Genomic DNA, 26,493 nt, shown 5'->3' on the forward strand with positions numbered 1-26,493 from the left:
TTTTATGTTTCACTTTATTAGTTCAATTGTTTCCGTAACTTTTATACTATCTTTTACCGATTGAACAATCGTGCAATTTTTCACTGCAAGTTGCAGCGCCTTGTCCAATTGCTCTTCTGTAATGTTTTGTGCTTTAATTTTATAGTGCAAATGAACACTTTCAACTGGTTTCGATAAAGCTTCACTTCTACCAATTTCCGTTTCAATTGTAAACGTATCGTATGTAATACGTTTCTTTTCTAAAATTGTTTGAAAGACAATTGCACTACATCCTGCGATAGAAGAAACGAGTAATTGTAACGGTGAATACCCATTTTCTTTTCCAATCGCTAATGGACCATACGATAAATCTGCCTCTATACCATCATGCTTAATTTTTATTTTCATACTTCGCTTCCATCTCCACTTTCATCGGTTTCTTCCGTTTCTTACTCATATAATAATATATATAGCAGAAAATGATAAATGGAATACCACAGTATAACGCCATTCTTTGTTCTGGAATAAACGCTAAACTAATAACAACGATGCTATTTGTAATTAAAGCTAAAATAGGAACAATTGGATATAACGGCGTTCTATACTTTAAGTCCTCTAACTTTCCTCCGCCTTTTATATACTGACTTCTAAAGCGAAGTTGAGATAGAGCAATAATGATCCAACTTGAAACAGCTGATAAACCAGCTATAGATAATAAGTACATGTACACTGTATCTTCTGCAAGGAAACTTGTGAATAAAGAAAGGCCAGCTACTGCAATCGTTACAACCAGTGCTGTAATTGGAATACCTCGTTTATTTACTTTCTTGAAAGATGTTGGTGCCATTCCTTCATTTGCAAGTGACCATAATATACGAGTTGCCGCATATAATCCTGAATTCGCTACAGATAGTAACGCTGTAATAATAACGAAGTTCATAATATCAGCTGCGTATGGAATACCGATTTTATCAAATACGACTACGAATGGACTTTCAATTACCCCTGCTTCTTTCCAAGAAATTAATCCTACTAAAATCGTCATTGTTAAAATGAAGAATAACATAATGCGCCATACTGTATTACGAATTGCACGTGGAATTGTTTTTTCTGGATTTTCACTTTCTCCCGCTGCAATCCCGATTAACTCTGTTCCTTGGAATGAGAAGTTAACCGTAATCATTGTAAGTAATACGGCAGCTAGTCCATTCGGGAATAATCCACCATCGCTTACAAAGTTAGAGAAAAGAGGTGCTGCTTCTTTTCCGTCATATGATATAAACCCTAATAATGCACCACCACCAAGAACAACAAACGCAAGAATTGTCACTACTTTAATACTAGAGAACCAAAATTCTAATTCAGCATAACTTTTCGCCGAAATTGCGTTTGACGCATATAGAATAACGCCGAATACGAGACACCATACCCAAACATCAACATTCGGAAACCATCTTTTCATCATTAAACCGATTGACGTTAATTCTAGTCCTACTGTCACTGCCCAGCCAAGCCAATATAGCCAGCCAATCATAAAGCCCGTTCCTGGCCCAATAAACTTCGTCGCATACTTTTGGAAAGAACCTGAAACCGGCATTGCTACCGTTAACTCTCCGAGACAAAGCATTGTTAAATACATAATAAATCCGCCCACTAAATAGGAAAGGATGGCTCCCCCTGGTCCAGCCTGATTAATGGTGTAACCTGAACCTAAGAAAAAACCAGTCCCGATTACACCACCTAGTGCGATCATAAATAAATGTCTACTCTTCATCGTACGATGTAATTTCTCATTCGTTGGTTGCTGCATCTAAATCCTCCCCCTACCGATACCCCTATATCTTGTTAAAATTTTCTGATAATAAAAATATACACGAAAGCGATTACAATTTCTATATAAAATTAAAACTTTTCTGATAAAATAATATAAAAAACCGAATTATTGTGAGATTTAGATTCTAATTAGAGGAAAATAAGGAGAAACAAGGGAAAACCTTTACATATATTGTAAAGGTTAACGAAGTTCTAATCTTCTCGATAAAATTGATAAACTATAATTTACGATAAAGTACATACAAGCTACTACTATAAACGTTGGAATCATATAATTTACATTCTGCCCGCTAATAATTTGAGCATTATGCATAAGCTCTGGCAGTGATATACCAACTGCTAATGATGTATCTTTCAGCAATGAAATAAACTGACTGACAAGCGGCGGGACCATTCTTCTTAATGCTTGTGGTAAAATGATATGCCACAGTGCTTGAACATACGTTAATCCTGAAGATCTTGCGGCCTCAATCTGTCCTTTTTCAATCGATAATAGACCACTTCGAACAATTTCAGATATCATTGCTGCTTCAAATATTGTTAAAGCAACAATTACAGCTGTTATAATCTCTAATTTCAAGCCTACTTCTGGAAGCGCAAAATATGTGAAAAATATAATTAAAAGTAGTGGTAAGTTTCGAATCACTTCAACGATAATTCCTAATACTTGTGAGACGACAGGGATTTTTATGTAGCGCAATATCCCTATTATACTACCAATAATAAAGCTGAGTACAATTGCTACGAACGCTACCTCTAACGTTATAAGTAATCCTTTTAATAAAAACAGAATATGATCTCCTGTAATTGCTCCCTTAAAATCCATTTACACCGCCTCCTTTGCTAAGCGTTTTTCTAAATAACGCACTAGCATACTGAGCGGAATTGTTAATATTAAATAAAACATCCCGACAAATATATAAACGTCGAACGTAACAAATGTCTTCGTTGAAATTAAATCTCCTTGATACATCAAATCGGTACCAGCGATAATTCCGAGTATGGAAGAGTTTTTTACTAAATTGAGAAATTGATTTCCTAGAGGAGGGATTACGATTTTCATCGCCTGGGGTAAAACAACATAATACATCCCCTGTACATACGTTAATCCTGAGGAACGCGCTGCTTCCATTTGACCTTTTGCAACTGATAAAATACCAGCGCGAATGACTTCCGCAATAAACGCTGCAGTATATACGGTAAGCGTAACTGTTCCTGCTACAAAACCATTTAAAGTAATCCCTATTACAGGTAAAGCGAAATAAAATATAAATGCAATTAATACGAGTGGAATATTTCTTACAAACTCTACAAAAGCCGTTCCCAACCAATTTAAAATACGAATAGGTGCAATGCGCATTACAGCCAAAATTACTCCCAAAATAAAGCTGCCTATTAACGCAATTACACTAGACATAACTGTATACTTAAAGCCCTCTAAATACATATCAATGTTATTCGTCAATATAGAAAAATCAGGCACATATTCTCCCCTCTTTCTTTACAAGAAGAGGATGAGCATTCCTCATCCTCTTACTATTTATCAATGAGAATAAAGCTCCATTAATGAAACTATCACTTTACTTCTCTTGTTTTTGCCCAATCCATTTCTCATACAATTTGTCGTACTCCCCGTTCGCCTTCATATCTTTTAGCAAGCTATTAATCTCTTTCGTTAAATCAGCTGCACCTTTTTGCACTGCAATTCCGTACGGCTCATCCGTGAAAATTTTCCCTACAACTTCATAATTCGAATCTTGTTTTGCCATGCCGTAAAGAATTGCATTATCTGTCGTTAATACATCGCCTTTCCCTGCTTTTAACGCTGTAAATGCCTCACTGTAATTTTCAAATTCTAATACAGTCGATTCTGGTGATTTTTGACGAATATTATTTGTAGACGTTGAACCTTTTACCGCTAACACTTTCACACCCTTTTTCACATCATCAATACTTTTAATATCGCTTCCTTTTTTCACAAGTAACGATTGCCCTGCTTTAAAATATACATCTGAAAAATCTACTTCTTTTTTACGTTCTTCCGTAATTGTCATTGTCGCGATAATTGCATCAATATCACCGTTTTTCAGTAGTGGAATACGCGTTTTAGATGTTACTTCTTTTAATTCTAGTTTCTTTTCATCTCCGAGAATTTTTTTCGCAAGTGCTTTCGCGACATCAACATCAAATCCTTCTACCTGCCCAGTGGAAGGATTTTTTAATCCGAATAAGTTCGTATCATTCTTCACTCCAACTACTAATTTCCCACGCTTCTTAATTTGCTCCACAGCTCCGCCTTGCTTCGTATTCGTTTCTTTCGTCTCATCTTTTTTACTTCCGCATCCAGCAACGACAAGTACGAATAAACATGAAAATACGATTAACGTAAACAACTTTTTCATTTTAAGCATAAAACTCCCCCTTTAATGATCTAACACTCTTCTTAAAAATAGACGAGCTCTTTCTTGTTCAGGACTTGCAAAAAATTGCGCCGGTGTTGTATCTTCAATAATTTGACCATCATCCATAAACAAAATCCGATCTGCTACTTCTCGCGCGAATCCCATTTCATGCGTTACAACGACCATCGTCATCCCTTCTTTAGCTAGCGTCTTCATAACATCAAGTACTTCCCCGATCATCTCTGGATCAAGAGCAGACGTAGGCTCATCAAATAGCATAATTTCCGGCTGCATTGCGAGCCCCCTAGCAATCGCTACCCTTTGCTGTTGTCCTCCGGATAATTGATGCGGGTATACACTAGCCTTCTCCGGAATTCCTACTTTCTCTAAATAAAACATCGCTGTTTGCTCAGCTTCCTCTTTTGAAACCTTATTTACTTTAATCGGTGCTAGTGTAATATTTTGAAGAACCGTTTTATGTGGATATAAATAAAAATGTTGAAAGACCATCCCAATATTCCGGCGTAATTCATTCATATCTGTTTTTGTATTGTGTACCTCCGTATTTTGTACAAGTAACTCTCCATCTGTAATTGTCTCTAGCTGATTTATACACCTAAGCAACGTGCTTTTTCCTGATCCTGAAGGACCAACAACTACTACCACTTCACCTTTTTTCACTTGCACATTAATATCTTTTAAAACTTGAAAGTTGCCATAATATTTATTTACATTACGAAACTCTATCAACATACTCTCCCCCTCCTTCCCCTAACAAAGCATGTACATTCTTTTTATATTCAAAAATAGGCAAAAAAATAACTTCCAGCCTCATTTTGTTCCATAAAAAAAGCAAAGGGATTTCCCTTTGCTTCTTCATTTCTATTCTATTAAGATACTTCTTCTTTCTTATCTTTCCCGTATTCATGCTCCCAGAAATCAGCATTTTTAATTCCTAATGGCCCTGGATCGAATACCGGATCTTTTCCTTCTTTTTTCTGCTTTTCATAATCCTTTAATGCAACTAATGCAGGTTTTTGTAATAGTAAAATCGCAATGATATTTACCCATGCCATAATTCCTACACCGATGTCACCTAAAGCCCACGCCGTTGCTGCTGTTTTTATACAGCCATAGAATACAGCTCCTAAAAATACAAACTTTAGTATCATAGACAGCCAAGGACGGTCTTTATCACGATTTAAGTACGCGATATTCGTTTCTGCAATGTAGTAATACGCCATAATTGTTGTAAATGCAAAGAATAGTAACGAGATTGCAACGAAACCGTTTCCAAATCCAGGGAAAACAGATTCTACCGCTGCCTGTGTATATCCTGGTCCTGGCTGAGCACCATTTAATTTATTTACAATAAAGTTTTTTCCGCTTGCATCAAATACGTTATACATGCCTGTAATAATCATCATAAATGCTGTTGCTGAACAAACAAATAATGTATCAATGTAAACGGAAAATGCTTGCACTAAACCTTGTTTAGCTGGATGTGATACTTCAGCTGCTGCTGCTGCATGTGGTCCAGTTCCTTGCCCTGCTTCATTGGAATAAATACCACGTTTTACTCCCCAAGAAATTGCTAAACCGATAATACCACCGAAAGCCGCTTCTAATGCAAAAGCACTTCTTATAATTAGCATAAATGCTTCTGGTAATTTTTCAATATTCATAGCAACAATAACGCAAGCTACTAAAATATAACCAACTGCCATAAACGGTACGACAACTTGTGCAACGTTAACGATTCGCTTTACGCCACCGAAAATGATAATAGCTAATACAACAACTAATAAAGCCCCTGATACGGTAGTGTTAATTCCAAAAGCTGTTTCTAAACTTACGGCAATACTATTTGCTTGCACACCTGGCAATAAAAGCCCCGTTGCAAGAATTGTCGCTGCAACGAATACTAATGCATACCATTTCACACCTAAACCTTTTTCAATGTAATAAGCAGGTCCACCACGAAACTGCCCTTGATGTTTCGTCTTATATATTTGCGCTAATGTAGATTCTACATAAGCTGATCCTGCTCCTAAAAAAGCCACTGCCCACATCCAAAATACAGCTCCTGGTCCACCGAATGCAACCGCTGTTGCTACCCCAGCTATATTCCCTGTCCCAACGCGTCCTGATAACGAAAGTGCTAACGCTTGGAATGAAGAAACACCAGCCTCTGATTTTTCACCTTGAAATGTCAGCTTCACCATTTCGCCTACATGCCTTACTTGTAAAAACCTCGTTCGAATAGAAAAATATAAACCTACTCCTAAACATAAATAAACAAGTGCTGGACTCCAAACAATATTATTTAACCAATTTACGAAAGCTTCCAACATTCCCCCTCCTTCTTTATAAAGAATATTCAGAATATATATAAAATTATAAGTGTATACCGAATCTATAACAATATTATTTTAATAAAACAAACATATTTTTGTATAAAAAAACAAAGCATACATTTATTCTGTATACTTTGTTTTCACAAAAATGTATTATATATTCACAATTGCTTCTCTTTTTATAATTCTTTCATATAGCTCTTCTGATAATTCTCGGAAGTTATCTGGCATATCTTTCCCCTTAAACTTCTTTTGAAGTGTACCGTATAAACCAACATCACGTAGCCGTAAAAACAACGGTAACGATTCATACCAACTATCCGCCAGTCTGTGCTCATGCTCATAGCCTTTTCGTAACACTTGTAGCTGTTTACGAGCAAAGTCTGTCTTCTCTTCCGCTGTCCATGGTGTAAATAGAACAGAGTAATAGAGAACCATCGCTAAATCATGTATAAAGTAATTATAAGCCGCATCATCAAAATCAAAGATTGTTAGCTCTTTACCATCATAATGAAAATTACCGGGATGAATATCACCGTGCATAAGGCCGAACGTTTCTCTTTCAATTGGAAGAACCTTTATTTCATCCATTAATACCGCTGCAATCTTTTTCACTTGATCATCTTCTAATTCATTAACAATCCCACTTTCGTCTTCTTCCCACGTATCACGATAGTCTGTTTTAGGATAGCTCATTGTTAGGCGATGCAGTTGTCCAATCGCTTTTCCCCATGCTTCAAAATAATCATCTCCCCAATAAGGCGATCCTTCCCCTTTTACTTGCTCACCTTTTGCATATGTAAATAAAGAAGCAAAAAAGAAAGTTTCATCCTCTGCTCTGATCTCTTCTACAAGATTTTGAGACTTTGAATAAAGAGGCCCTGCTACCTTTGCCCCATTCTCCGCAACATATCGTAAAAAATCTAGTTCAGCTTCAACTTCTTTTTTAAAACGGTGAGAAGAGTGGGTTAAACGTAATACGTAATCTTCACCACTATCACCTTTCGCCTTAAAAATATAATTTTCAAAATCTCCAAGTGGCTTCTCTTCCACTGTTACATGAAATGTCTTTGCTGCTCTTGCTAAAATTTCTTTCGTAAAAACTCGTTCTACTGCTATTTCCATATGTATCCCTCCTATATATCTTCTTAATTCGACACAAATGTGAGAAGTACTGCTATGAAATTGAATAGTGCGTGGGCAATCATAGCTGATAAAATAGAATTTGTTTTCTCATATAACCACGCAAATACTACTCCACTTAAAAAATTCACTGGTAATGTGTTATATGTTGGAATATGAACAACGGTAAATATTATGGAACTTATAAGCACCCCGCCCCATATGCCATATCTATCACGAAAAAACGTATAAAAAACACCTCGATATAAAATTTCTTCATAGATTGGTGATATAACTGCTGCTCCAATTACCGCGATACAGAATGAATATATTGATTTATCATTTTGGACCGTTTCCGTTTTACTATTTTCAAAAGAAATACCCATTTTCTCCATTATCATTAATACAGCAATACTAACTACAATTAAGAAAATAACCGCTCCAAATGTCCATAAGAAATCTTTCCATGAAAGCTTCCGAATTCCAATATCTCTCCACGAGAGCTTATATCTTTTTATACAAAAAAGATAAACTACAGTAGTAAATATCACTGCCATTATAAATCCCATTAATACTCCAGCATATAATGAGTTCCCTATTATTTTTAAAGCATAGTCATAAAAAAGAGATTCAACAGTTACTGGAACAATAATAAATACAAACATAAATAAATATAAAATTTCTTTCCATCCCCACATACTTTTCAAAATTATATACACCATCCCTCTACTCCTTGTTTCCTTAAGTATAAAAGATGACATAACGTAACTTTCAAGCTTATTTTTTTTCAAATAATCCAAGCATAATTTTCTCTCAAAACACAAAAAAGGTTGATTCACTAAATCAACCCTTACACTATTAAAAATTTTATTTCTCAATTCTTCATCAATTTATTCTTATATATAACATTTATCTTTATCTCTCTTCACCTTTTGTCTGCATTGAATTGAAAGTCCAATTTAATTTTAATGAATCTCCTTGAAATACATTTTGCTCTTCATTGCTATCTACAAATGTGAACATTACATAGAAAGTATCATCATCACCAGGAGCAAGTCCATTTCCTTCTCGATCTACAACACCTTTTTGTACAAGATCAGGAATACTTCCGTTTTGCGTAGCTACCTTTAATTCAGATAATGTAGTAGACCAAATTGGAACCTCATTTTTATCCAAATTCCATAAGAAATCGACACGGATATGATCACCAAAATCAGCACTTCCATTATCTCCTTTAGCATCGATTACACTATAATCTGTAAGAAGTTTCACGTCTCCTATCGCTAAAGTTCCTTTGTTAACTAATTGAAAACCGCGTTCCATTTCATCACCTGGTTTAATATTGTCGACATTAATAACAACTTCAGGATTAACACTCAAATCTAAAGTACCCGCTGCAAACGTGTTTTGTGATACTTCCTTATCACTAAAATACGCATATGTCCCCCCGCCAATTAAAGATAAACCGAGCCCTGCAGTTACAACACCCATACCAAGTTTTTTCTTAATACTCATTTCACAAGTCCCCCTATTTTTAAAGTTCAAACTCCAACCCTTATTTCCATCCCACAAACAATACTAATTAAGCAAATATCTTATTATCCCATAACGAAAGCGAACTAACTTTAAACTAGTTACTTCATGCCTCCAAATAGCTATCATTTTAAGAAGAACCGGTAATGTTACAGTGAATCATTACCGGTTCGTTGTTAGCAATACCCATTTACTTATGTGTTCATTGCTTTGTCGCTTAGTTTTCCCTAGAAGTGTGTCCCTTTATCTTTTTGGTTCTAAACCAATAGAGCGTAAGATTTTATCTAACGTCACTGGCCCTACATTTTCTTTCGGTTTCTGATTTCCTTTAGCATCTGGACCCTTTTTCAAGAAATTCTTCTCAATAAAACGAATATCTGTTTCATTTACAACACCATCTTGATTGACATCTCCATCTTTTACAGCCACTTTTCCTTTTTCATATGAAAGAGCTGCTATTCTAGCATCTTGAATATCTACCATTTTATCGCCGTTTACATCACCTGCAAGGCTGTCATCCATATCTGCTCTAAAGTTTTGTCCCACTAATTCTCCATCCTGCATTTTTCCTATTTTTGTAGTTAATTTACTATTTAAATGACCTGGCATTTCTACGAAAATATTATATTCTGTATCACTTACTGGAACATTATGAATTTCAAATTGTCCATTATCATCAATCGTTCCTGTATATTTCTTTCCATCCTTACCAACTGCATACACTTTTGCTCCTAGTTTTGTGTAGTCATCCTTACCTAAATACCCCTCTTCAGTTAAGAAAGCTTCTGGTCCAATATATCCTGTAACCATTGCATGTTTCGAAATAATAGAAAAGGATGTATCTTTAAACACAGGAATCTCAACGCCTTCTGATGCACCTGTTTTTGTATAAGAGAATTTATCTACTCCAAATGCTGTTAAATTATTAAAATACTCGTCACTCGTCATCTCGAATGTAACATCTACAAATGGTGTGTCTCCATCTAGACCTTTAAATTCTGTTCCTTCTAAAGATGCACCAACTTTCACCTTGTTTTCCCAGTTTCCTTCTTCATTTATCACTGGATCTTCTAATTTAATATTTAATCCATGTTGTTTTGCATATTCTGCAAGTGCTGGATTTGGTTTAACATCTACAAATTTAAACAACTGTTTACTATAAGGAATCTCAAATGTACCTGACATAAGTTGTTTCACATTATTAAGATTTAAAGTTAATGTAATTTTTTCTCCTAGTTTAACTTTATCCTTGTCATAGCTTGGGACAGCGTATTCCGTTCCCTCTTTAACAAAGACATAATCTTTAAATCCATTTGCCATATTTGATGCAGTTGCAAGATCATATCCAAATAACCTTAAATTAAGCGGTTCATTGATTTCCTCTGGAAGTACACCAAATTTAAAATCACCATTGGCTTGAATTGTATTCAACCAACCTGACGGAAAAGCGGAGTTTTGGTAATATACAATTTCATTAGTTTTTTGGTCATACTGAAGGCCTTTTGCCTTTAATACATCTATCGTAGAATCATAAATGTTACCATGTACCCATAATGCACGCTGACCATCTTCTTCTTTGAACATAGATTCATTTACCTCATGAACGCCAGGTTTTACATCGGTAAATTTCATTTCAGGTTTGATATTATCAATAATTACGCTATCTCCTTTTGTATAAGGTTTCCCTTCTTTGTCATATCCAATGAAATCCAGTTGGTAATCTCCATCAGGCAACGTAACTCGCTTGTCTCCAATTGGATGATTTGGATCTCCTGTAAACGGGAATACATAGCCACCCATACCATCGAACATGATATATTCAATATTTGGTGTTAGACTGCTAGCATTAATTGTCCCCACAATTCCTAATGCCTTTCCTGTTTTTCGATCCTTCACCACTGCATCGATAGTTTCAAGTGGACTGTTCAATTTAAATGTCAGCGGTGAACTCGGCCTTTCCATAAATGGATGGAAGTTAGATGTATCTGTTGCCATTGCATCTCTCAGCAGATCTACAGATTCAATCCCTTTTTCTGTGAACTTCACTGCAAACGGCACTTGATATACTTCTTTTTCATTGTTTTTATTTGAAATATGAATATATCCCTCATATCTACCAAATTCAGCGTTTTCTGGAATGATAATTTCAGGGCTAATTTCCCCTGCTGTACCAGGAGCCACTTTAATAGAATCTTGTACGTTTAGCTTCACACCATTCTTCGCTGCATCTTGCACACCTACACTTGTTGGTGAAAACTCTACTTCTAATTTAAACTCTTTCTCGTCTGTTTTATTGCTGTTCTTAATTAAGACTTTTCGACTATCTTTAATTGGTCCATTTCCCAATTGATTTTTATATCCGAATGCAATAGAACCTGTTTTTTCTTCAATATCTACTTCTTCATCATTTACAATGTTTGATGTTTTATCGATAACCTCGATAGCTGTATCTGCATGAACTGCACGATACGCATCAATTCGGCCCGATCCCACCTCAAATACAGAGCGTGCTTCTTTTAAGTCAACTGCAGTATTCATAAGCGCTTCTTTTACTTCAAACGGGCTATAGTTTGGATGTTCTTGCAAAATGAGTGCTGCCACCCCCGCTGTATGAGGAGTTGCCATAGATGTACCTGACATACGTCCATACGCTACCGGATAATTTTCTCCATCCTTTAGATCATTGATATATTCAGGAACAGTAGAAAAAATAGACACACCTGGTGCTACAATATCTGGCTTAATATCATCTGTTTTCGTTGCAGGACCACGGGAGCTGAAATCAGCTAAGTGATCTCCCTCTGTTTTTATATTACTAAGTTCCCCAAACGCTAACGACACATCTCCTTGTACAGCTTTTGCTTGCAAGTTCTCACCATCTACTTTTGTTAAGCGGAACGATGGAATAGATGAAGTACTTTCCCCAAGATAACTTGTAATTTCCCCATCTACATTGTTGTATACAATTACCGCCTTTGCGCCTGCTTCCTTAGCATTTTTAATTTTTTCATCAAATGTAATCTCACCGCGTTGGATAAGAGCTAACTTCCCTTTTACATCTTTCCCTGTAAAATCACCTGATTTCCCAAGCCCTGCATATACAACCGATAAGGATTGACCTTTCAAATCTTCAATCTTATCAGTAAAGCTTTTTCCAAGTAGCATCATTTTATCCACATGTAAATCAGCTGCATCGGCGGAAAATGTCGGGATAGTCATCGCAGCGTCACTTGCTCCAACTGTAATTGGAAGTGCTGCTGCACTAGGTGATCCAAGGGTACCTTCTTCTGGACCACTATTACCTGCCGCTACTACTGTAACAACACCAGCTAACATCGCATTGTTTACTGCAATAGAAGTAGGATATAAAGGATCATTAATAGACGCACCTAATGATAAATTGATAACGTCCATATCGTCTTTCACTGCTTTATCAATCGCAGCAAGAATACCGCTTGTTTGTCCACTTCCATATGGACCTAATACACGATATGAATATAAATCTACATCCGGAGCGACTCCCGTAACTGCATAATCCACACTATTCTTTTTGTCTGCAGCAATTGTCCCAGCTACATGAGTACCATGGGATGTATAGTATGCACTTCCATCATAAATTTCAGGATATCCTCCAGAATTTTGCCAATCCTTATACGTTGTCTCCATTGGATCAGCATCATTATTAACAAAATCCCATCCTTTTATTGAGTTCGAATCTATTTTGCTTGGATCTTCACCTTGCTTTGCACGATACCCTTTATAAGCATCTTTTAAATCAGGGTGGTTATAATCAATACCTGTGTCCAGTACACCTACCTTAATTCCTTTTCCTGTTATTTTTTCATCATGCAGCTTGTCCACACCAATTTGTGGTACACTATCTGCCATTTTGGGTTCGGCAGCCGTCTTAGCTGTTTCTTTCGGTAAATCAATTTTGACCTCACGATCTTCCCATACACGCTTAACAATACCAGTGCGAACTAAATCTTCGATCATATTCGCAGGTAACGACATTGCCACACCATTAAAAGCATTCTTATATTCTCTTGTTATTTTGGCAGTTTTAAAATCCGGCCCCTTATCTTTCTTTTTTTGAAGCTGTTCAAGCTCAGTTTTAAATCCTTTATGCGATGCTTCCACCTTTTGTTCTGCAGTTGAAAGAGCTATTTTTTTCCCTTTAGCTGCTTGTTTTAACATCTCAATTTTGCTAGGTGCTTGCTTAAATTCTACAATAACATTCACATTATCAGGACTTGCTGTATTAATGCCTGGTGAAATAACAAAACCAGGTTTTGTATCTAATGTTTTTAAAGCATTACGTTGTTCCTTTGTAAGTCCTTTCAATATAGAACTTGCATCATCAATTCCAGTTAAAGTAGATGTATTTACTTCTTCTGCCAATACGTTATATGGAATTCCTTGAGACATTAACATTCCAACTGTTAGCGTTCCAATAAGAATTTTCCCAAATTTCCCTCGTTTCATATTGCATCTCCCCATTACTAAAATTATTTTTCTAAACAAATTGATTCTTAAATTCCCATTTAGTATTGAAAATTCTATTAATCTTAAACTTTTATTTTGTATCATTAAGAATTTCCAACACTACTACCATCCCCATATAGCTAATCATTCACTTTAACCTTTCTATAGAAGCCCCCCATAATTTATTTTCACTAAAAGATTTTCACAAAATGAATTATTAATAGGATTAAAATGTAATTCTATATTTATTATTGCACGTTCTGATTTTTCTGAAAATTAGTCAAAAGGCGTATCTTTTTTCTAATGATTCTATGTCTACATAGTACAAAAGAACTATCTTGCTCTTTATTCTTTGTAATATAGAATAAAGAAACACGATAGTTCTTTTAAACATCTCTTATTTAATCCAACGGAACCAATTGATTTCGAACAGCATAAATCACCGCTTGCGACCGACTTTTCACATTTAGTTTTTTAAAAATTTTATTGATGTGAATTTTAACTGTTTTATCACTAATATACAGAGCTTCAGCAATTTCTTTATTACTAAGTCCTTTTACTAATTCAAAGAGAATTTCCTTTTCACGTTCCGTCAGTTCATTTTCATTTGATTCTACTTTCATTTTTTGCTGATGATATGTAATTAATTTTTTAGTCATACGCGGATGAATAACTGAATCGCCTCGATATAACATCCGAATTGCTGCTACTACCTGCTCCGATGATGAATCTTTCAATAAATACCCATCAGCACCAGCTTGGAGTGCATCCATTAAATACTCATCATGCTCATACATTGTAAACACAAGTACTCGGCAATTCGGATAATTTTTTTTCACCAACTCTGTAGCTTCAATACCATTTTTCCCAGGAAGATTAATATCCATCAAAATACAATCTGGTCTGCATTCTTCTACTTTTTCCAATACTCCGTCCCCAGAGCTAGCTTCTCCAACCACGTTCATATCAGATTCATCCTCTAGTATGCTCCGAATTGCGTCTCGTAAAAAAGCATGATCATCCACGACTAATATTTTAATCATTTTACGCACCCCTTGTTTGTGAATCTGGAATTAATAGTGTAATTTCTGTCCCTTTCCCTACAGAACTATCAATCTGTAAAGTAGCCCCTAATTGTTCAGCTTGTTCATTCATATGTAATATACCATAATGTGGCTCATTCTTCGTTTTAACCATAGACTCAAATAGTGAAAAACCAACCCCATTATCCTTAACCCTTAAAAGCACGTGCTCACTTTGATAGCTAAGTAAAACATCAGTCTTGTCTGCTTGTGCATGTTTTACAATGTTTTGCAAACTCTCTTGTAATGTATCAAAAATAGCTCTTTCTTTTGAAAAGCTAAGCGCACGTGCATGACCTCTTTCATGATATGTAATATCTAGTTCATATTCTTGTTTTAAAGACTTTATTTTACTTGCTATCGCCTGCTTTAGCCCTAATTGTTGTGTCGGATATGGTTTTAAAGCATAAATAGAATAGCGAACTTCTCCTAAGCTTCCTCTTAAATCTTTTATACTTTTCTCTACTACTTGCTGCATATCTATTGGTTTATCACGGTATTTTTTCTGCGCGGATTCTAGTTGAAATATCACCCCAGCTAATGTTTGCGCAATACCATCGTGAATTTCTCGTGCGATTCTATTTCTTTCTTCTAAAATCATTCTTTTTTCCTGCTCAGAAATCAATATCCTTGTTTTAACTACGTTAGCTAATTGGTTAGAAAATGTAGCTAACGACTGTACATCTTCCGGAAAAAAACCTGCAGTTCTACTTTTCCCTGCAACAAACATTCCGACTAGTTCATCATTTACAATAAGAGGAAAATACACAAGTGAGCGTATGACACTATCAAATATTTCATCTCCAGGAGCCATACCAATTTTCCAATCATTAAATACTAGATTTTTAGAGAGTTCCTCGAACGCCTTATCTTTTTCTGAATGATCAGAAAAATCAGGACGAACTTTCCCATCTTTTAATAGAATATTCCACTTCCCATCATCTTTTGTCCATATTACATATGCTTGTATGCCGAAAAAACCTTTAAGTGCTTGTTTAATATGCTTCAAGTTTCCTCCGGTTAATCCTCGACTAATTTCAGTCGTAATAAGAAATAACTCATATAATCGTTCCTTCTCCATCCTTATCCGTACAGAAAAAGAACTAATAATTGAAGCTGCTACAAGTGGAAAAAAGAAAAATAGTACTGTAACCTCGTTTACTTCCACACTATATGTACTAATTAATACATGCATCAGTGCTGCATAAGAGAAACCAAAAGTTTCGCAAAGAAATACAGTTACAGTTTTTTTATACCACTGATAGATTGAATATGGTTGCGGAAGGAGTATCATTAACAAATCGTAAAAGCGGTTGTTGAAAAAACAAAAAAACATGCAAAATAATAACAAAGATATTAAATTTTCATATAGAACTGACATATCTATCTTGTTAATTAATAAGGACATACATTTATTTGCAAACCATTGGGCCAAGATTAAACTAAGCGCATGCTGAGTACTATTAAATAACATTCTTTGTATCGGCGAACGACGATGCAGGTGAATAATTAGTGTTACGAGTACAATAGCAATAATAGTTATATGGATTCCAAACTGCCAACTCATAGCGTAAATTATCGGAAAGGTAAGCGAGCTAGTTCCTCTCCAAAATCGTACAGGAAAATACTCTGCAATCCCCATAAATATTAATAACAATATTAATATCGTTGGATAAGAAGGGATTTTAATTTCAAGTAAAGATATAGTTATAGTAATCAAACCAAGAAAAGAAATGAAATAAAGATAAGAACTAGCAATCTTTTCTCTCATAAAGATAGAATTTACATCCTTCAAAACAACCCCTTCTTTCTTTATAAAACTTCATTTTCTCTATTATCCAATAAAAAACCGGCACTGGCAAAATGGAAGAACCTCCACTAGCCAATCACCGGCTGTGTACTGTACCTAAAAAGGCAAGACACAATACTAGTATTATAAATCGCTTTTCTTAAATTTCCTATTCATCGAATGATGTAATTATACATACCGCTAGGTTTACCACCTTATAGTACAAAAGATATATATTAATATCTCAAATATATACTTTCTTTCCATCCCCCTACTTTTTCTAAATAACCCAAGCATAAATTTCTCACAAAAAGCAAAAATTAACAGAAACAATTGCACTTTAAAAGAGGTGGAAATTATGACCGAACAGGAAAGTTCACAACAAGATAATAACAAAAAGCATATGTTTCCATCACTTCCGGAGAACATTAATTACATTGAAAATAAGCTTTGTCACTCAGATGATATAAAAAAATTAGATATCCCTTTTCAAAATGGAAAAGGAACAATCTTATATATCGAATCTTTAGCAGATCCAAATTTAATTCATCAATTAGCTATTGAGCCATTGTTAACGCGATCAGATTTGTCTTTAGATAAAGCTTTTTCCACGTTAAATATGAAGAAAGAAACAAATTTAAATTATGGTGTGCAGCTTCTATTACAAGGTAAATCATTATATTTCCATGAACATGTCGACAGTTTTTGTATTTTCGAAACAGCTTTATCTTTGAAAAGAGATATAACCGAACCTGATAATGAAGGCGTTGTCCGTGGACCCCATACCGGTTTTGTAGAAGATTTAGCAACCAATTTAGCTTCTATTCGCAAACTCATAAAAAGCCCAAATTTCGTCGTTAAATATTTCACACTTGGTGAAGAAATGCACACGAAAGTGGCAATTGCTTATATGCAAAACATAGCCAATGACGATCTAGTTGCAGAAGTGAAAAGAAGGTTAGAAAAAATTAAGACAGATGCACTTATGCCTCCAGGATACATACAAGAATTTATAGAGGATACGTCTTTCTCACCATTTCCGCAGCAATTAAATACAGAGCGTCCAGATAGAACTGCTGCTAATTTAATGGAAGGACGGGTTGCCATTTTATCTGACGGAGATCCAACAGTGCTCATCGTACCTGTTACGTTATTCGCTTTCTATCAATCACCAGATGATTATAATAACCGCTGGATTGTCGGTTCTTTCATCCGAATGATTCGCTTAGTAAGTTTTTTAATTGCCTTTCTCTTGCCAGCTTTTTATATTGCAACTGTCGCTTTTCATCCTGATGTGTTGCCGCTCGAACTTGTGTATACAATTAAAGCTTCATTAGAGAAAGTACCGCTTCCTCCTATTTTTGAAGCTCTCTTAATGGAATTGATTTTCGAGTTATTACGAGAAGCTGGTATTCGTCTACCAAGCCGAGTGGGACAAACAATCGGTATTGTAGGTGGGTTAGTAATTGGTGATGCAATTGTAAAAGCTGGACTCGTTTCTTACACAATGATTATCGTTGTAGCTTTAACTGCAATTTCATCTTTTCTCGTTCCATCAAACGATATGAGTTCCGCAGTTCGAATTCTTCGTTTTCCATTAATGCTCCTTGCTGCCATATTTGGATATGTAGGCATCTCATTCGGTCTAATTATAACTTTCGTTCATTTATGTCAACTACATTCATTTCATACACCATATCTTTCTCCCGTTGCCCCGATGCGGATTAAAGATATGAAAGATTCTTTCGTAAGACTACCAATTTGGTCATTTTGGGAACGACCACATGATCCAAAACCGAAAAAAATGCAACGACAACATGTAACGAGAGAGGATGAGGACGGTGACAAACACGCAAAGTAAAATCTCGCTAGTTCAATTTACCTTTTTCGTTATTCAATGCCAAATCGGAGTTGGTATACTTTCTCTCCCTAACCGTCTTCACCCAATTGCTAAAGGTGGTGGATGGATTTCTGCACTCATAGCTGGACTTGCAATTCAACTTATCATTTTACTTATGTGGCTTTTCTTAAAACGATTTCCTGATGCAGATATGTATGAAAGTGTTTGTATGCTATTTGGTAATAAGTTTGGAAAACTATTAGGTTTTGCTTATGTTTTTTATTTTACCCTTATCGGTATGACGGTTATGTTGAATGTTTGTAATGTCGTTAAAGTTTGGATATTACAAGCAACTCCGTGGTATGCCATTCTTATGTTATTTACAATAGCTTGTTGTTATGTAGCTTATAATACGTTTAAAGTTATCGTACGATTCTATGTCATGGCCTCTATTCTCATTTTACCTATGGCGCTTTTAATTGCCCTAGGGCTTTCCCGAGCTGATTTTTCTTATATTTTTCCCATTACAGAGGCTGGATGGTGGAATATTATTCAAGCATCGAAAGAAACAATTACAGCCATGTATGGTTTTGAAATTATTCTTATCGCTTTCCCAAAAGTAAATGGGAATTCTGTGGCAAAACTGAAGGCCATTTCTATCGCTAATGGATTTGTAACTCTTTTTTATACTTTTACTGTTTGGATTTGCTTTATCGTATTTAGTCCAAAACAAATTGAACTTATCCCAGAGCCAGTTGCTTACTTATTACGCTCCTTGCATATCGGGATTATAGACCGGACTGATTTATTATTCATTCCAATATGGATGATAACTGTTGTAGCTTCTATTGCGAGTTATTATTGCGCTGCTTCAATCGGAATTAGACATATCCTCAATCTTGCTAATCATAAAAAGGCTGTTCCAATCGTTGGTATTATTGCTTTTAGTGTAGCCTTATTTATAGATACACCTGAAGAATTAAAAGTAATTGCAACTTTCACTGATAAGTTCACCTATATTTTCATCGTTGTCCTCCCTCTTTTATTTCTACTCTATTCAGTAATAAGAAAGAAGAAAGGAGAACAGTATGTTCAAAAAAAGATTTAAATTACTTTTTATATTATGTACTAGTTCCCTCCTTTCTGGCTGTTGGGATCAAGAACCATTAAGGGAAGCAAGGTTAGCTTATAGTATTGGATCTGATATTACGGAAGAGAATAAACTCCAGCAAACAATCGAGCTCGTAAAAAGTTCGAGCGGAGAGCAATCTTCATTCGAAAATGAAATACATTCAGCAACCGGGCATAACATAAGGGATACAAGCGATGCCCTAAAAAAAAATGTGACTGGGAATATTCGCTATTTCAAATATGGTGTTCAATTACTAGGAACCAAAATTCTAAAAAAAGGTATACTACCCTATTTAGATGTCAGCTTTCGTGACCCAACAAACCCAACCGCTTTAGTAAAACTTATTGCAGTAGATGGTGAAACGTCCGAGATACTCGAAAAAAAGAAAGTAGGAAATTTACTAATTGGAGATTTTCTAAAGAAAAAAGTGAAAAGCTTAGAAGATATGAGTGTATTTCCAAAAGAAACTTTAGAAACAGCTGCTACAAAAATGTTAGATCCCGGTAAAGATTTCACCCTCCCGTCTATAAAAATAAAAGGAAAAGAAGTAATTACAAACGGGTTAGCTTTATTTAATAATGATAAATTAACTGGGCATTTACCTTTGAAACACTCTGTTTTATTCGTGTTATTAACCGGAAAAATGGGAACAAGTGCCCGTATAACCCAAAAACTTACTAGCGATGAATCAGAGAAGACATCTGATTATTTAACAATGGAAATTAGCAATCGAAAGTTAAAACGAGACTTAAAAATAACAACGGATAAAAAAGGAAATGTTTATGCTCACATTAAGCTTCAATTAAAAGTTATAGCGCTTGAAGCTCCGAGAGATAATCTTTACAAAATGGATGAAAGAGCCAAACTAAACAAAGAATTGTCTAAACAGCTTACGAAAGAAGCTAAAAAGATAACGAAAAAGTTACAAAAAGCAAATTGTGATGCTTTCGGTATTGGAAGACATCTTATCGCTTATCATCCTGACTTATGGAAGAAAAAAAATTGGAATAAAGATTATGCAAAAGTAAAATTTAAGCCTGAGGTAGAGGTAAGCATTTTGTATAGCGGTGTCTTAAAATAAAAGGTTGTATGCCGCGCGGGCATACAACCTTTTATTTCGTATATCGATAGACAATTGACTCATATGGTCTTAAGTTAAGTTTTGTAATATCCTTGCTGGAATCTTTATAATTCGACAGTAGTACTTCTTGCTTCATCCCATCTAATTGAACATGCGCTGGTACAGAGTACGTTATTTCTTCTCCATAGAAGTTATTAATAACAAGTAGCACTTCACTCTCTGTAGTACGAGTATATGCCCAAATCTTAGCATGATTTTCATCTAAAATAGCATATTCTCCTTCTGTAATTACATCATACGTTTTTCTAAGTTCTATTAACTTTTTATAATGATAAAATACAGACTCTTTATCTTCTAATGCTTTTTCTACGTTTATTTCTGTAAAGTTTTCAGCCACTGCAATCCAAGGTGTACTTGTTGTAAAACCACTGTTCATCTCTTCATTCCACTGCATCGGAGTACGGGAATTATCACGAGATTTTTGTTTTAAAATCCCGATAATATCTTCTTTTGATAATCCTTCTTCCAGCTTTATGTCATATATATTTAACGATTCTACATCGCGATATTGCTCAATGGACTCGAATTTAGGATTCGTCATACCGATTTCTTCGCCTTGATAAATGTAAGGTGTGCCCTGCAACATATGCATAGCTGTCGCTAGCATTTTCGCAGATTCATTTCGGTACTTTCTATCATCACCGAAACGTGACACAATACGGGGCTGGTCATGATTACACCAGAATAATGCATTCCATCCTCCGCCCTTTTGCATTTCAATTTGCCAATTAGACATAATCTCTTTTAATTTAATAAAATCAAAATCCGCTTTCGTCCACTTATCTCCATTCGGATAATCTACTTTTAAATGATGAAAACTAAACGTCATACTTAATTCATTACGCTCAGGGTTTGAATATTTAATACAATTATCAATTGTCGTAGATGACATTTCTCCAACTGTAATTACATCTTTCCCTTCAAAAACATTTCGGTTCATCTCTTGTAAATATTCATGAACGCGCGGGCCATCTGTATAATATTTACGGCCATCGCTTGTCGCCATACTTCCGTCATCATTTAAGAACTGCTGATCTTTTGAAATTAAATTAATAACATCTAATCGGAATCCTGTTACCCCTTTATCAAGCCAAAAGCGCATCATATCATATACTTCTTCACGAAGTTTTTCATTTTCCCAATTTAAATCAGCTTGCGTCTCATCAAATAGATGTAAAAAATATTGCTCTGTCTTCTCATCATATTTCCAAGCAGACCCACCAAACTTAGATTGCCAATTATTTTTTTCATCACGCCAAATATAGTAATTACGATATGGACTATTTTTATCTTCCTTCGCTTCCTTAAACCACTTATGCTCCGTAGAACTATGATTTACAACGATATCAAGCATAATTTCAATGTTACGTGCCTTTGCTTCTTCTAAAAGCTCTTCAAACTCTTCCATCGTTCCGTAAGATGGATCAATACTGTAGTAATCACTTACATCGTATCCATTATCATTTTGTGGTGATTGGTATATCGGTGTTAACCAAATATAATCTATTCCGAGTTCTTTTAAATAATCTAATTTCTCTGTAACTCCTTTTATATCACCGGTTTCTTTATTGTAATAGCTATTAAAGCTCTTCGGATAAATTTGATAAACTACACTTTTATGCCAATCCTTCATGTTTAACTTCCTCCTACTTCTGTTTTACTCGTTTTGCAAATAACCATGTTAACGTAAATGGGATTACAACCGCGATAATCATTCCTACAATAAACATTGGAATCGATTTCGGAATGATAGAAATAAATGCTGGTAATCCACCAATTCCGATAGCAGGTGCTAATACACCATTTAACGTAATAAATATAGCTGCAATAGCCGATCCTATAATCGCTGCATAGAACGGGAATTTATTTCGTAAGTTTACACCAAACATAGCTGGCTCTGTAATACCGAAATATGCTGAGATTGCTGATGTAGATGCCATGCTTTTATCATTTTGATTTTTAGAAATCCAGAACATCGCAAGTGCCGCACTACCTTGCGCAATGTTAGAAAGAGCAATCATTGGCCAAATGAATGTACCACCGTGCTGTGCAATTAATTGTAAGTCGATAGCAATAAACATATGATGCATACCTGTAATTACAAGCGGTGCATATAATGCTCCAAACAATATTGCTCCAACTACTGGTACTGTTTCATATACACCTACCAATCCAGCTGTTAATAAATCTCCAATATGACGTGTAACTGGACCAATAATTCCTAATGCTAACACACCTGTTACGACAATCGTTGTAATTGGTACAACTAATAATTGAATTGCATTTGGTACATGTTTCTTTAAGAAGATTTCCACTTTACTTAATACAAATGCTGCTACTAAAACCGGTAAGATTTGACCTTGATACCCTACCTTTTCAATTTGAAATAATCCTAAAATATCGAAGTACTCAATCTTTTGTCCATCTAAACCAGTCGCTGCTTTTCCATAATCCCACGCGTTTAATAAGGCTGGATGCACAAGCATTAATCCCATAACAATCCCTAATATCGGACTACCACCAAAACGCTTCGTTGCTGACCAACCGACAAGTGCTGGTAAGAATACGAATGCTGTATTCGCCATCATATTAATTAAATCCCAAAGCCCACTTAAGTTTGGATACACATCTAATAAATTTTTACCTTCAAAAAATAAGTCCTTTGCCCCTAATAGATTGTTAATTCCCATTAGTAAACCAGCTGTTACGATGGCTGGTAATATCGGCATAAATACATCTGAAAATACCTTTACAAACTTTTGAGCTGGATTTAACTTTTGGTTTCCAGAATCTTTTACATCAGCTACTGTCGCTTCCTTCATACCTGCAAGCGTTATCAATTCGGCATAAACTCGATCAACATCTCCTGGTCCGATTACAATTTGAAATACCCCAGCGTTATGAAACGCTCCCTTCACTAATGAAACAGACTGCAATTTATCGTTATCTATTTTACTTTCATCTTTTAAAGCGATACGGAGCCTCGTTACACAGTGCGCAGCTTGTTCAATATTGTCTCTCCCACCAATATACTGCAACACTTCCTCTGCTGTTTTACGATAGTCTTTCCCCATATTCCCGTCCCTCTTTTCTTTTTTTGATACCGTTTACAATTACATATTAACTCGTATATATAAGTTAGTCAACACTCGTATATACGAGTTTGTGATTTTTTTATAAAAAAAGAGATGAAACGTTATTTCGTTCCATCTCCTTATTTTCTCCGCGCCACATCCGAAAAATGAAAAATATCTAAACGATGGCGTGATTCTGTATATTCGAACTGACTTCCATCATAAAAATGCGTAAAGTTTTTTACAACGACAACATAGTCTGTTCCATTTAAATCTAAATACTCTCTATCGTCCTCTGTACATGGCTGCACTTCAATTACCCTCTGTGAGTAACTAATATGAAGACCTAATTCTTTCTCAATGTATTTATAAATGGATTCCGCTGCAATTTCACTCGTTAATCCAGGAATATATTCCGATACAAAATGATTAATATCCAAAATTACTTTTTCTCCATCAATATTTCGTACTCGTTTAATATGATCTATTTCTGTTTTCTCTTTCACATTTAATAGCTTTGCAACTTCTTTTGTCGCTTTTACTTTCTCCATTTCCACGACTTCTGTAATACAATGGCGTCCTAAACGTTCATTTTCTTCTTGGAAACTTACAATACCACCAAAGTTGAATTCAATGTTTTTTCGCTTTAAAACAAAAACACCTTTTCCATGTATTTTTTGAACATATCCACGCTCTTGTAATAAATCTACAGCTTTTCTTACCGTACCGCGGCTTGCTTCATACTGCTTCATTAATTCAGTTTCGGATGGGATTTTGCATCCCTCTTTTAATTGCTTATTATCAATAGACTTACTGATTTCTGTATAAATTTGTTCATACTTACTCATCATCTACAATAGCCCCTTGTCACCTTCTAATTCTATATGTATTATACCATGCTACACTCTTCTGCCAATCTCTCACTTATTTTCCAGTATAGGAAAAATACAGGTAAATATTTAATCTCTAAAACGTATTTTTATAAAAATTTTTATATTTTTCTTTTCATTCAAAAAAACATGTAGTATACTAACTTCAAAATCAGAGGAGAAAGGGAGCAAAGAACTATGCTTACTTATACAACAATTGTAGTTACATTTGCACAAAAACATCATCATCATACGTAACCCTTGAAACCTAGCGGAAAAATTACGCGTAGGTACAAGGGTTATTCCCGTTGTACCTACGTTAGGCGAAGAGCCATGTAGGTATTTTTTATCTACATGGCTCTTTTTTTATTGCCAAAAAGCTAGTAAAAAATGATGTTTAAGCAAAACTTACTACAAAGGAGTTAACAAAAATGGAAACGAAAAAATGGGGATTATGGATTTTAACAGCTTTTGTAATCGGAAATATGGTTGGCGGTGGCGTATTTATGCTCCCAGCAAATTTAGCACACGTATCAGGTCCAATGGGTTCTACACTCGCATGGAGTATTACAGGCCTTGGCGTATTTATGATTGCACTCGTATTTGGAAATTTAGCAATCCGAAAACCAGAATTAAAAGCTGGACCACAAAGTTATGCTCAAGCGATGTTCCCTTCAAAAAAAGCGGGTAAAGTTGCAGGATATAGTATGGCATGGGGCTATTGGGCTGCGAACTGGGCTGCAACCGCATCTGTTATTATTTCCTTTGCTGGATATTTATCAACATTCTTTCCAGTGTTACAAAGTAAGCAAATTCTCTTTTCAACGAATGGATTTTCACTAGAACTCGGAAAAGGACTAACTTTCCTCGTATGTAGCCTTATGTTATGGGGAATTCAATATATTCTTTCTCAAAATATTGACCGAGCTGGAAATATGAATCTTCTTGCTACTATTGCAAAAATTATCGGATTTACAATGTTTATTGTAATCACATTATTCATTTTCAATGCCTCTAATTTCGGAGACGGTCAAACATTTATGAATGAAGCAGGACAATCAATTTCGTTAGGTGGACAAATCAATTCAGCTGCTATCGCAACACTTTGGGCATTTATCGGTATCGAATCTGCTGTAATGCTTTCTAACCGTGCAAAATCTCAGCGCGATGTAAAAAAAGCTACCATTTTCGGATTGATTATCGCTCTTCTTATTTACATGTCAATTACTTTACTTACAATGGGAGCTCTCTCGCAAGATGCTTTAAAAGAATCTCAAAAACCATTAGTAGACGCATTAAATTTAGCAATTGGCAATAAAGGTGCCTATATCATGGCTTTACTTGCACTTGTATCTTTATTTGGATCTACAGTTGGCTGGATCGTTGTTAGTTCAGAAGTACCTTACCAAGCAGCAAAGAATGGACTTTTCCCTAAGTTTTTCGCGAAAACAAATAAAAAAGGTAGTCCTTCAAAATCATTATTTATTACAAATGTGATGACGCAAATTTTCTTATTCTCAACGATTTCTGGTACCGTGTCAGAAGCGTATAATTTCGCTATCGTTGTAGCAACATTAGCTTATTTAATTCCATACCTTGTTTCTACGCTGTACCAATTCAAATTGGTTATTACAGGAGAAACGTATGATATAATGCCTGGCTCTCGAATAAAGGATGGGATCATTACTACATTAGCATTTGTATACTCTATTTGGGTTATCAAAACCGGAACTGCTGATTTAAAAACGTTCTTCTTAGGAATCGGATTGTTCGTATTAGGTCTTATTCTTTATCCAGTACTCATGAAAAACTCACAAAAAACGAATTAAAAAAAGAGAAGCTACCAGCTTCTCTT

Annotated in this window: 19 protein-coding genes and 1 pseudogene; 4 read left to right on the forward strand and 16 right to left on the reverse strand. The window is 35.3% G+C overall.

Going from position 1 to position 26,493, the window contains the following annotated elements:
• Positions 1 to 9: 9 nt before the first annotated feature.
• The 13 genes and pseudogenes from QCI46_RS24185 to QCI46_RS24245 form a co-directional block, all read right to left on the reverse strand.
• The gene (locus QCI46_RS24185; protein WP_048541724.1) at positions 10 to 387 is read right to left on the reverse strand and encodes an OsmC family protein; all 378 of its coding nucleotides are present in this window, start codon (positions 385 to 387) and stop codon (positions 10 to 12) included.
• Positions 371 to 1,789, reverse strand: a complete 1,419-nt coding sequence (locus tag QCI46_RS24190) for an amino acid permease (protein WP_046953813.1) — start codon at positions 1,787 to 1,789, stop codon at positions 371 to 373. The genes QCI46_RS24185 and QCI46_RS24190 overlap by 17 nt, the downstream gene beginning before the upstream one ends.
• Positions 1,790 to 1,993: 204 nt before the next feature.
• Positions 1,994 to 2,638 (reverse strand): amino acid ABC transporter permease, encoded by a 645-nt coding sequence (locus tag QCI46_RS24195; protein ID WP_353841616.1) that lies wholly within the window; start codon positions 2,636 to 2,638, stop codon positions 1,994 to 1,996.
• Entirely contained in the window at positions 2,639 to 3,295 is a 657-nt protein-coding gene (locus tag QCI46_RS24200) for an amino acid ABC transporter permease (protein WP_097815123.1), read from the reverse strand.
• Positions 3,296 to 3,392: 97 nt separating this feature from the next.
• Positions 3,393 to 4,223, reverse strand: a complete 831-nt coding sequence (gene glnH, locus QCI46_RS24205; RefSeq protein ID WP_353841617.1) for a glutamine ABC transporter substrate-binding protein GlnH — start codon at positions 4,221 to 4,223, stop codon at positions 3,393 to 3,395.
• Between the two features lie 12 nt (positions 4,224 to 4,235).
• Positions 4,236 to 5,160, reverse strand: a pseudogene (locus QCI46_RS24210) (amino acid ABC transporter ATP-binding protein).
• Positions 5,105 to 6,565 (reverse strand): alanine/glycine:cation symporter family protein, encoded by a 1,461-nt coding sequence (locus tag QCI46_RS24215; RefSeq protein WP_353841927.1) that lies wholly within the window; start codon positions 6,563 to 6,565, stop codon positions 5,105 to 5,107. The pseudogene QCI46_RS24210 and the gene QCI46_RS24215 overlap by 56 nt, the downstream one beginning before the upstream one ends.
• 159 nt (positions 6,566 to 6,724) lie before the next feature.
• Complete coding sequence (locus tag QCI46_RS24220) at positions 6,725 to 7,696, reverse strand: phosphotransferase enzyme family protein (protein WP_353841618.1); 972 nt, start codon at positions 7,694 to 7,696, stop codon at positions 6,725 to 6,727.
• Between the two features lie 23 nt (positions 7,697 to 7,719).
• The gene (locus QCI46_RS24225; protein WP_353841928.1) at positions 7,720 to 8,406 is read right to left on the reverse strand and encodes a CPBP family intramembrane glutamic endopeptidase; all 687 of its coding nucleotides are present in this window, start codon (positions 8,404 to 8,406) and stop codon (positions 7,720 to 7,722) included.
• Positions 8,407 to 8,608: 202 nt separating this feature from the next.
• Positions 8,609 to 9,208: a TasA family protein gene (locus tag QCI46_RS24230; protein WP_000023371.1), complete on the reverse strand. Its 600-nt coding sequence runs from the start codon at positions 9,206 to 9,208 to the stop codon at positions 8,609 to 8,611.
• Between the two features lie 261 nt (positions 9,209 to 9,469).
• A complete protein-coding gene (locus QCI46_RS24235; RefSeq protein ID WP_353841619.1) occupies positions 9,470 to 13,711 on the reverse strand; it encodes a S8 family serine peptidase in 4,242 nt (1,413 codons plus the stop codon).
• Positions 13,712 to 14,112: 401 nt separating this feature from the next.
• Positions 14,113 to 14,754, reverse strand: a complete 642-nt coding sequence (locus QCI46_RS24240) for a response regulator (protein ID WP_000590680.1) — start codon at positions 14,752 to 14,754, stop codon at positions 14,113 to 14,115.
• 1 nt (position 14,755) lies between these two features.
• Positions 14,756 to 16,588, reverse strand: a complete 1,833-nt coding sequence (locus QCI46_RS24245) for a GAF domain-containing sensor histidine kinase (protein WP_353841620.1) — start codon at positions 16,586 to 16,588, stop codon at positions 14,756 to 14,758.
• Positions 16,589 to 16,940: 352 nt separating this feature from the next.
• Between QCI46_RS24245 and gerKA the strand changes: the two genes are divergently transcribed.
• From gerKA to gerKC, 3 genes are read left to right on the forward strand one after another with little or no spacing between them, the layout of a single operon-like run.
• Entirely contained in the window at positions 16,941 to 18,443 is a 1,503-nt protein-coding gene (gene gerKA / locus QCI46_RS24250; RefSeq protein ID WP_353841621.1) for a spore germination protein GerKA, read from the forward strand.
• Positions 18,424 to 19,530 (forward strand): GerAB/ArcD/ProY family transporter, encoded by a 1,107-nt coding sequence (locus tag QCI46_RS24255; protein ID WP_353841622.1) that lies wholly within the window; start codon positions 18,424 to 18,426, stop codon positions 19,528 to 19,530. The genes gerKA and QCI46_RS24255 overlap by 20 nt, the downstream gene beginning before the upstream one ends.
• The gene (gene gerKC / locus QCI46_RS24260) at positions 19,511 to 20,635 is read left to right on the forward strand and encodes a spore germination protein GerKC (RefSeq protein WP_000474009.1); all 1,125 of its coding nucleotides are present in this window, start codon (positions 19,511 to 19,513) and stop codon (positions 20,633 to 20,635) included. Before QCI46_RS24255 ends, gerKC begins: the two co-directional genes overlap by 20 nt.
• Before the next feature lie 31 nt (positions 20,636 to 20,666).
• Here the strand turns inward: gerKC and treC are convergent, their stop codons facing one another.
• From treC to treR, 3 genes are all read right to left on the reverse strand, one after another.
• Positions 20,667 to 22,328 (reverse strand): alpha,alpha-phosphotrehalase, encoded by a 1,662-nt coding sequence (treC, locus tag QCI46_RS24265; RefSeq protein ID WP_353841623.1) that lies wholly within the window; start codon positions 22,326 to 22,328, stop codon positions 20,667 to 20,669.
• Positions 22,329 to 22,341: 13 nt separating this feature from the next.
• Entirely contained in the window at positions 22,342 to 23,769 is a 1,428-nt protein-coding gene (gene treP, locus QCI46_RS24270; RefSeq protein WP_327958267.1) for a PTS system trehalose-specific EIIBC component, read from the reverse strand.
• 140 nt (positions 23,770 to 23,909) lie between these two features.
• Positions 23,910 to 24,620 (reverse strand): trehalose operon repressor, encoded by a 711-nt coding sequence (gene treR / locus QCI46_RS24275; protein WP_097917718.1) that lies wholly within the window; start codon positions 24,618 to 24,620, stop codon positions 23,910 to 23,912.
• 449 nt (positions 24,621 to 25,069) lie between these two features.
• Here treR and QCI46_RS24280 point away from each other — a divergent pair, with 449 nt between their 5' ends.
• A complete protein-coding gene (locus QCI46_RS24280; RefSeq protein WP_000448430.1) occupies positions 25,070 to 26,467 on the forward strand; it encodes an amino acid permease in 1,398 nt (465 codons plus the stop codon).
• Positions 26,468 to 26,493: the final 26 nt, after the last annotated feature.

The sequence above is a fragment of the Bacillus cereus group sp. RP32 genome (assembly GCF_040459735.1).
Taxonomy (GTDB): Bacteria; Bacillota; Bacilli; order Bacillales; family Bacillaceae_G; genus Bacillus_A; species Bacillus_A wiedmannii.

What these genes read in the sequence shown, in the direction of transcription:
- QCI46_RS24185 (WP_048541724.1), bottom strand. Translation starts at nt 387, where the DNA reads ATGAAAATAAAAATTAAGCATGATGGTATAGAGGCAGATTTATCGTAT.
- QCI46_RS24190 (WP_046953813.1), bottom strand. Translation starts at nt 1,789, where the DNA reads ATGCAGCAACCAACGAATGAGAAATTACATCGTACGATGAAGAGTAGA.
- QCI46_RS24195 (WP_353841616.1), bottom strand. Translation starts at nt 2,638, where the DNA reads ATGGATTTTAAGGGAGCAATTACAGGAGATCATATTCTGTTTTTATTA.
- glnH (WP_353841617.1), bottom strand. Translation starts at nt 4,223, where the DNA reads ATGCTTAAAATGAAAAAGTTGTTTACGTTAATCGTATTTTCATGTTTA.
- QCI46_RS24220 (WP_353841618.1), bottom strand. Translation starts at nt 7,696, where the DNA reads ATGGAAATAGCAGTAGAACGAGTTTTTACGAAAGAAATTTTAGCAAGA.
- QCI46_RS24230 (WP_000023371.1), bottom strand. Translation starts at nt 9,208, where the DNA reads ATGAGTATTAAGAAAAAACTTGGTATGGGTGTTGTAACTGCAGGGCTC.
- QCI46_RS24235 (WP_353841619.1), bottom strand. Translation starts at nt 13,711, where the DNA reads ATGAAACGAGGGAAATTTGGGAAAATTCTTATTGGAACGCTAACAGTT.
- QCI46_RS24240 (WP_000590680.1), bottom strand. Translation starts at nt 14,754, where the DNA reads ATGATTAAAATATTAGTCGTGGATGATCATGCTTTTTTACGAGACGCA.
- gerKA (WP_353841621.1), top strand. Translation starts at nt 16,941, where the DNA reads ATGACCGAACAGGAAAGTTCACAACAAGATAATAACAAAAAGCATATG.
- gerKC (WP_000474009.1), top strand. Translation starts at nt 19,511, where the DNA reads ATGTTCAAAAAAAGATTTAAATTACTTTTTATATTATGTACTAGTTCC.
- treC (WP_353841623.1), bottom strand. Translation starts at nt 22,328, where the DNA reads ATGAAGGATTGGCATAAAAGTGTAGTTTATCAAATTTATCCGAAGAGC.
- treP (WP_327958267.1), bottom strand. Translation starts at nt 23,769, where the DNA reads ATGGGGAAAGACTATCGTAAAACAGCAGAGGAAGTGTTGCAGTATATT.
- treR (WP_097917718.1), bottom strand. Translation starts at nt 24,620, where the DNA reads ATGATGAGTAAGTATGAACAAATTTATACAGAAATCAGTAAGTCTATT.
- QCI46_RS24280 (WP_000448430.1), top strand. Translation starts at nt 25,070, where the DNA reads ATGGAAACGAAAAAATGGGGATTATGGATTTTAACAGCTTTTGTAATC.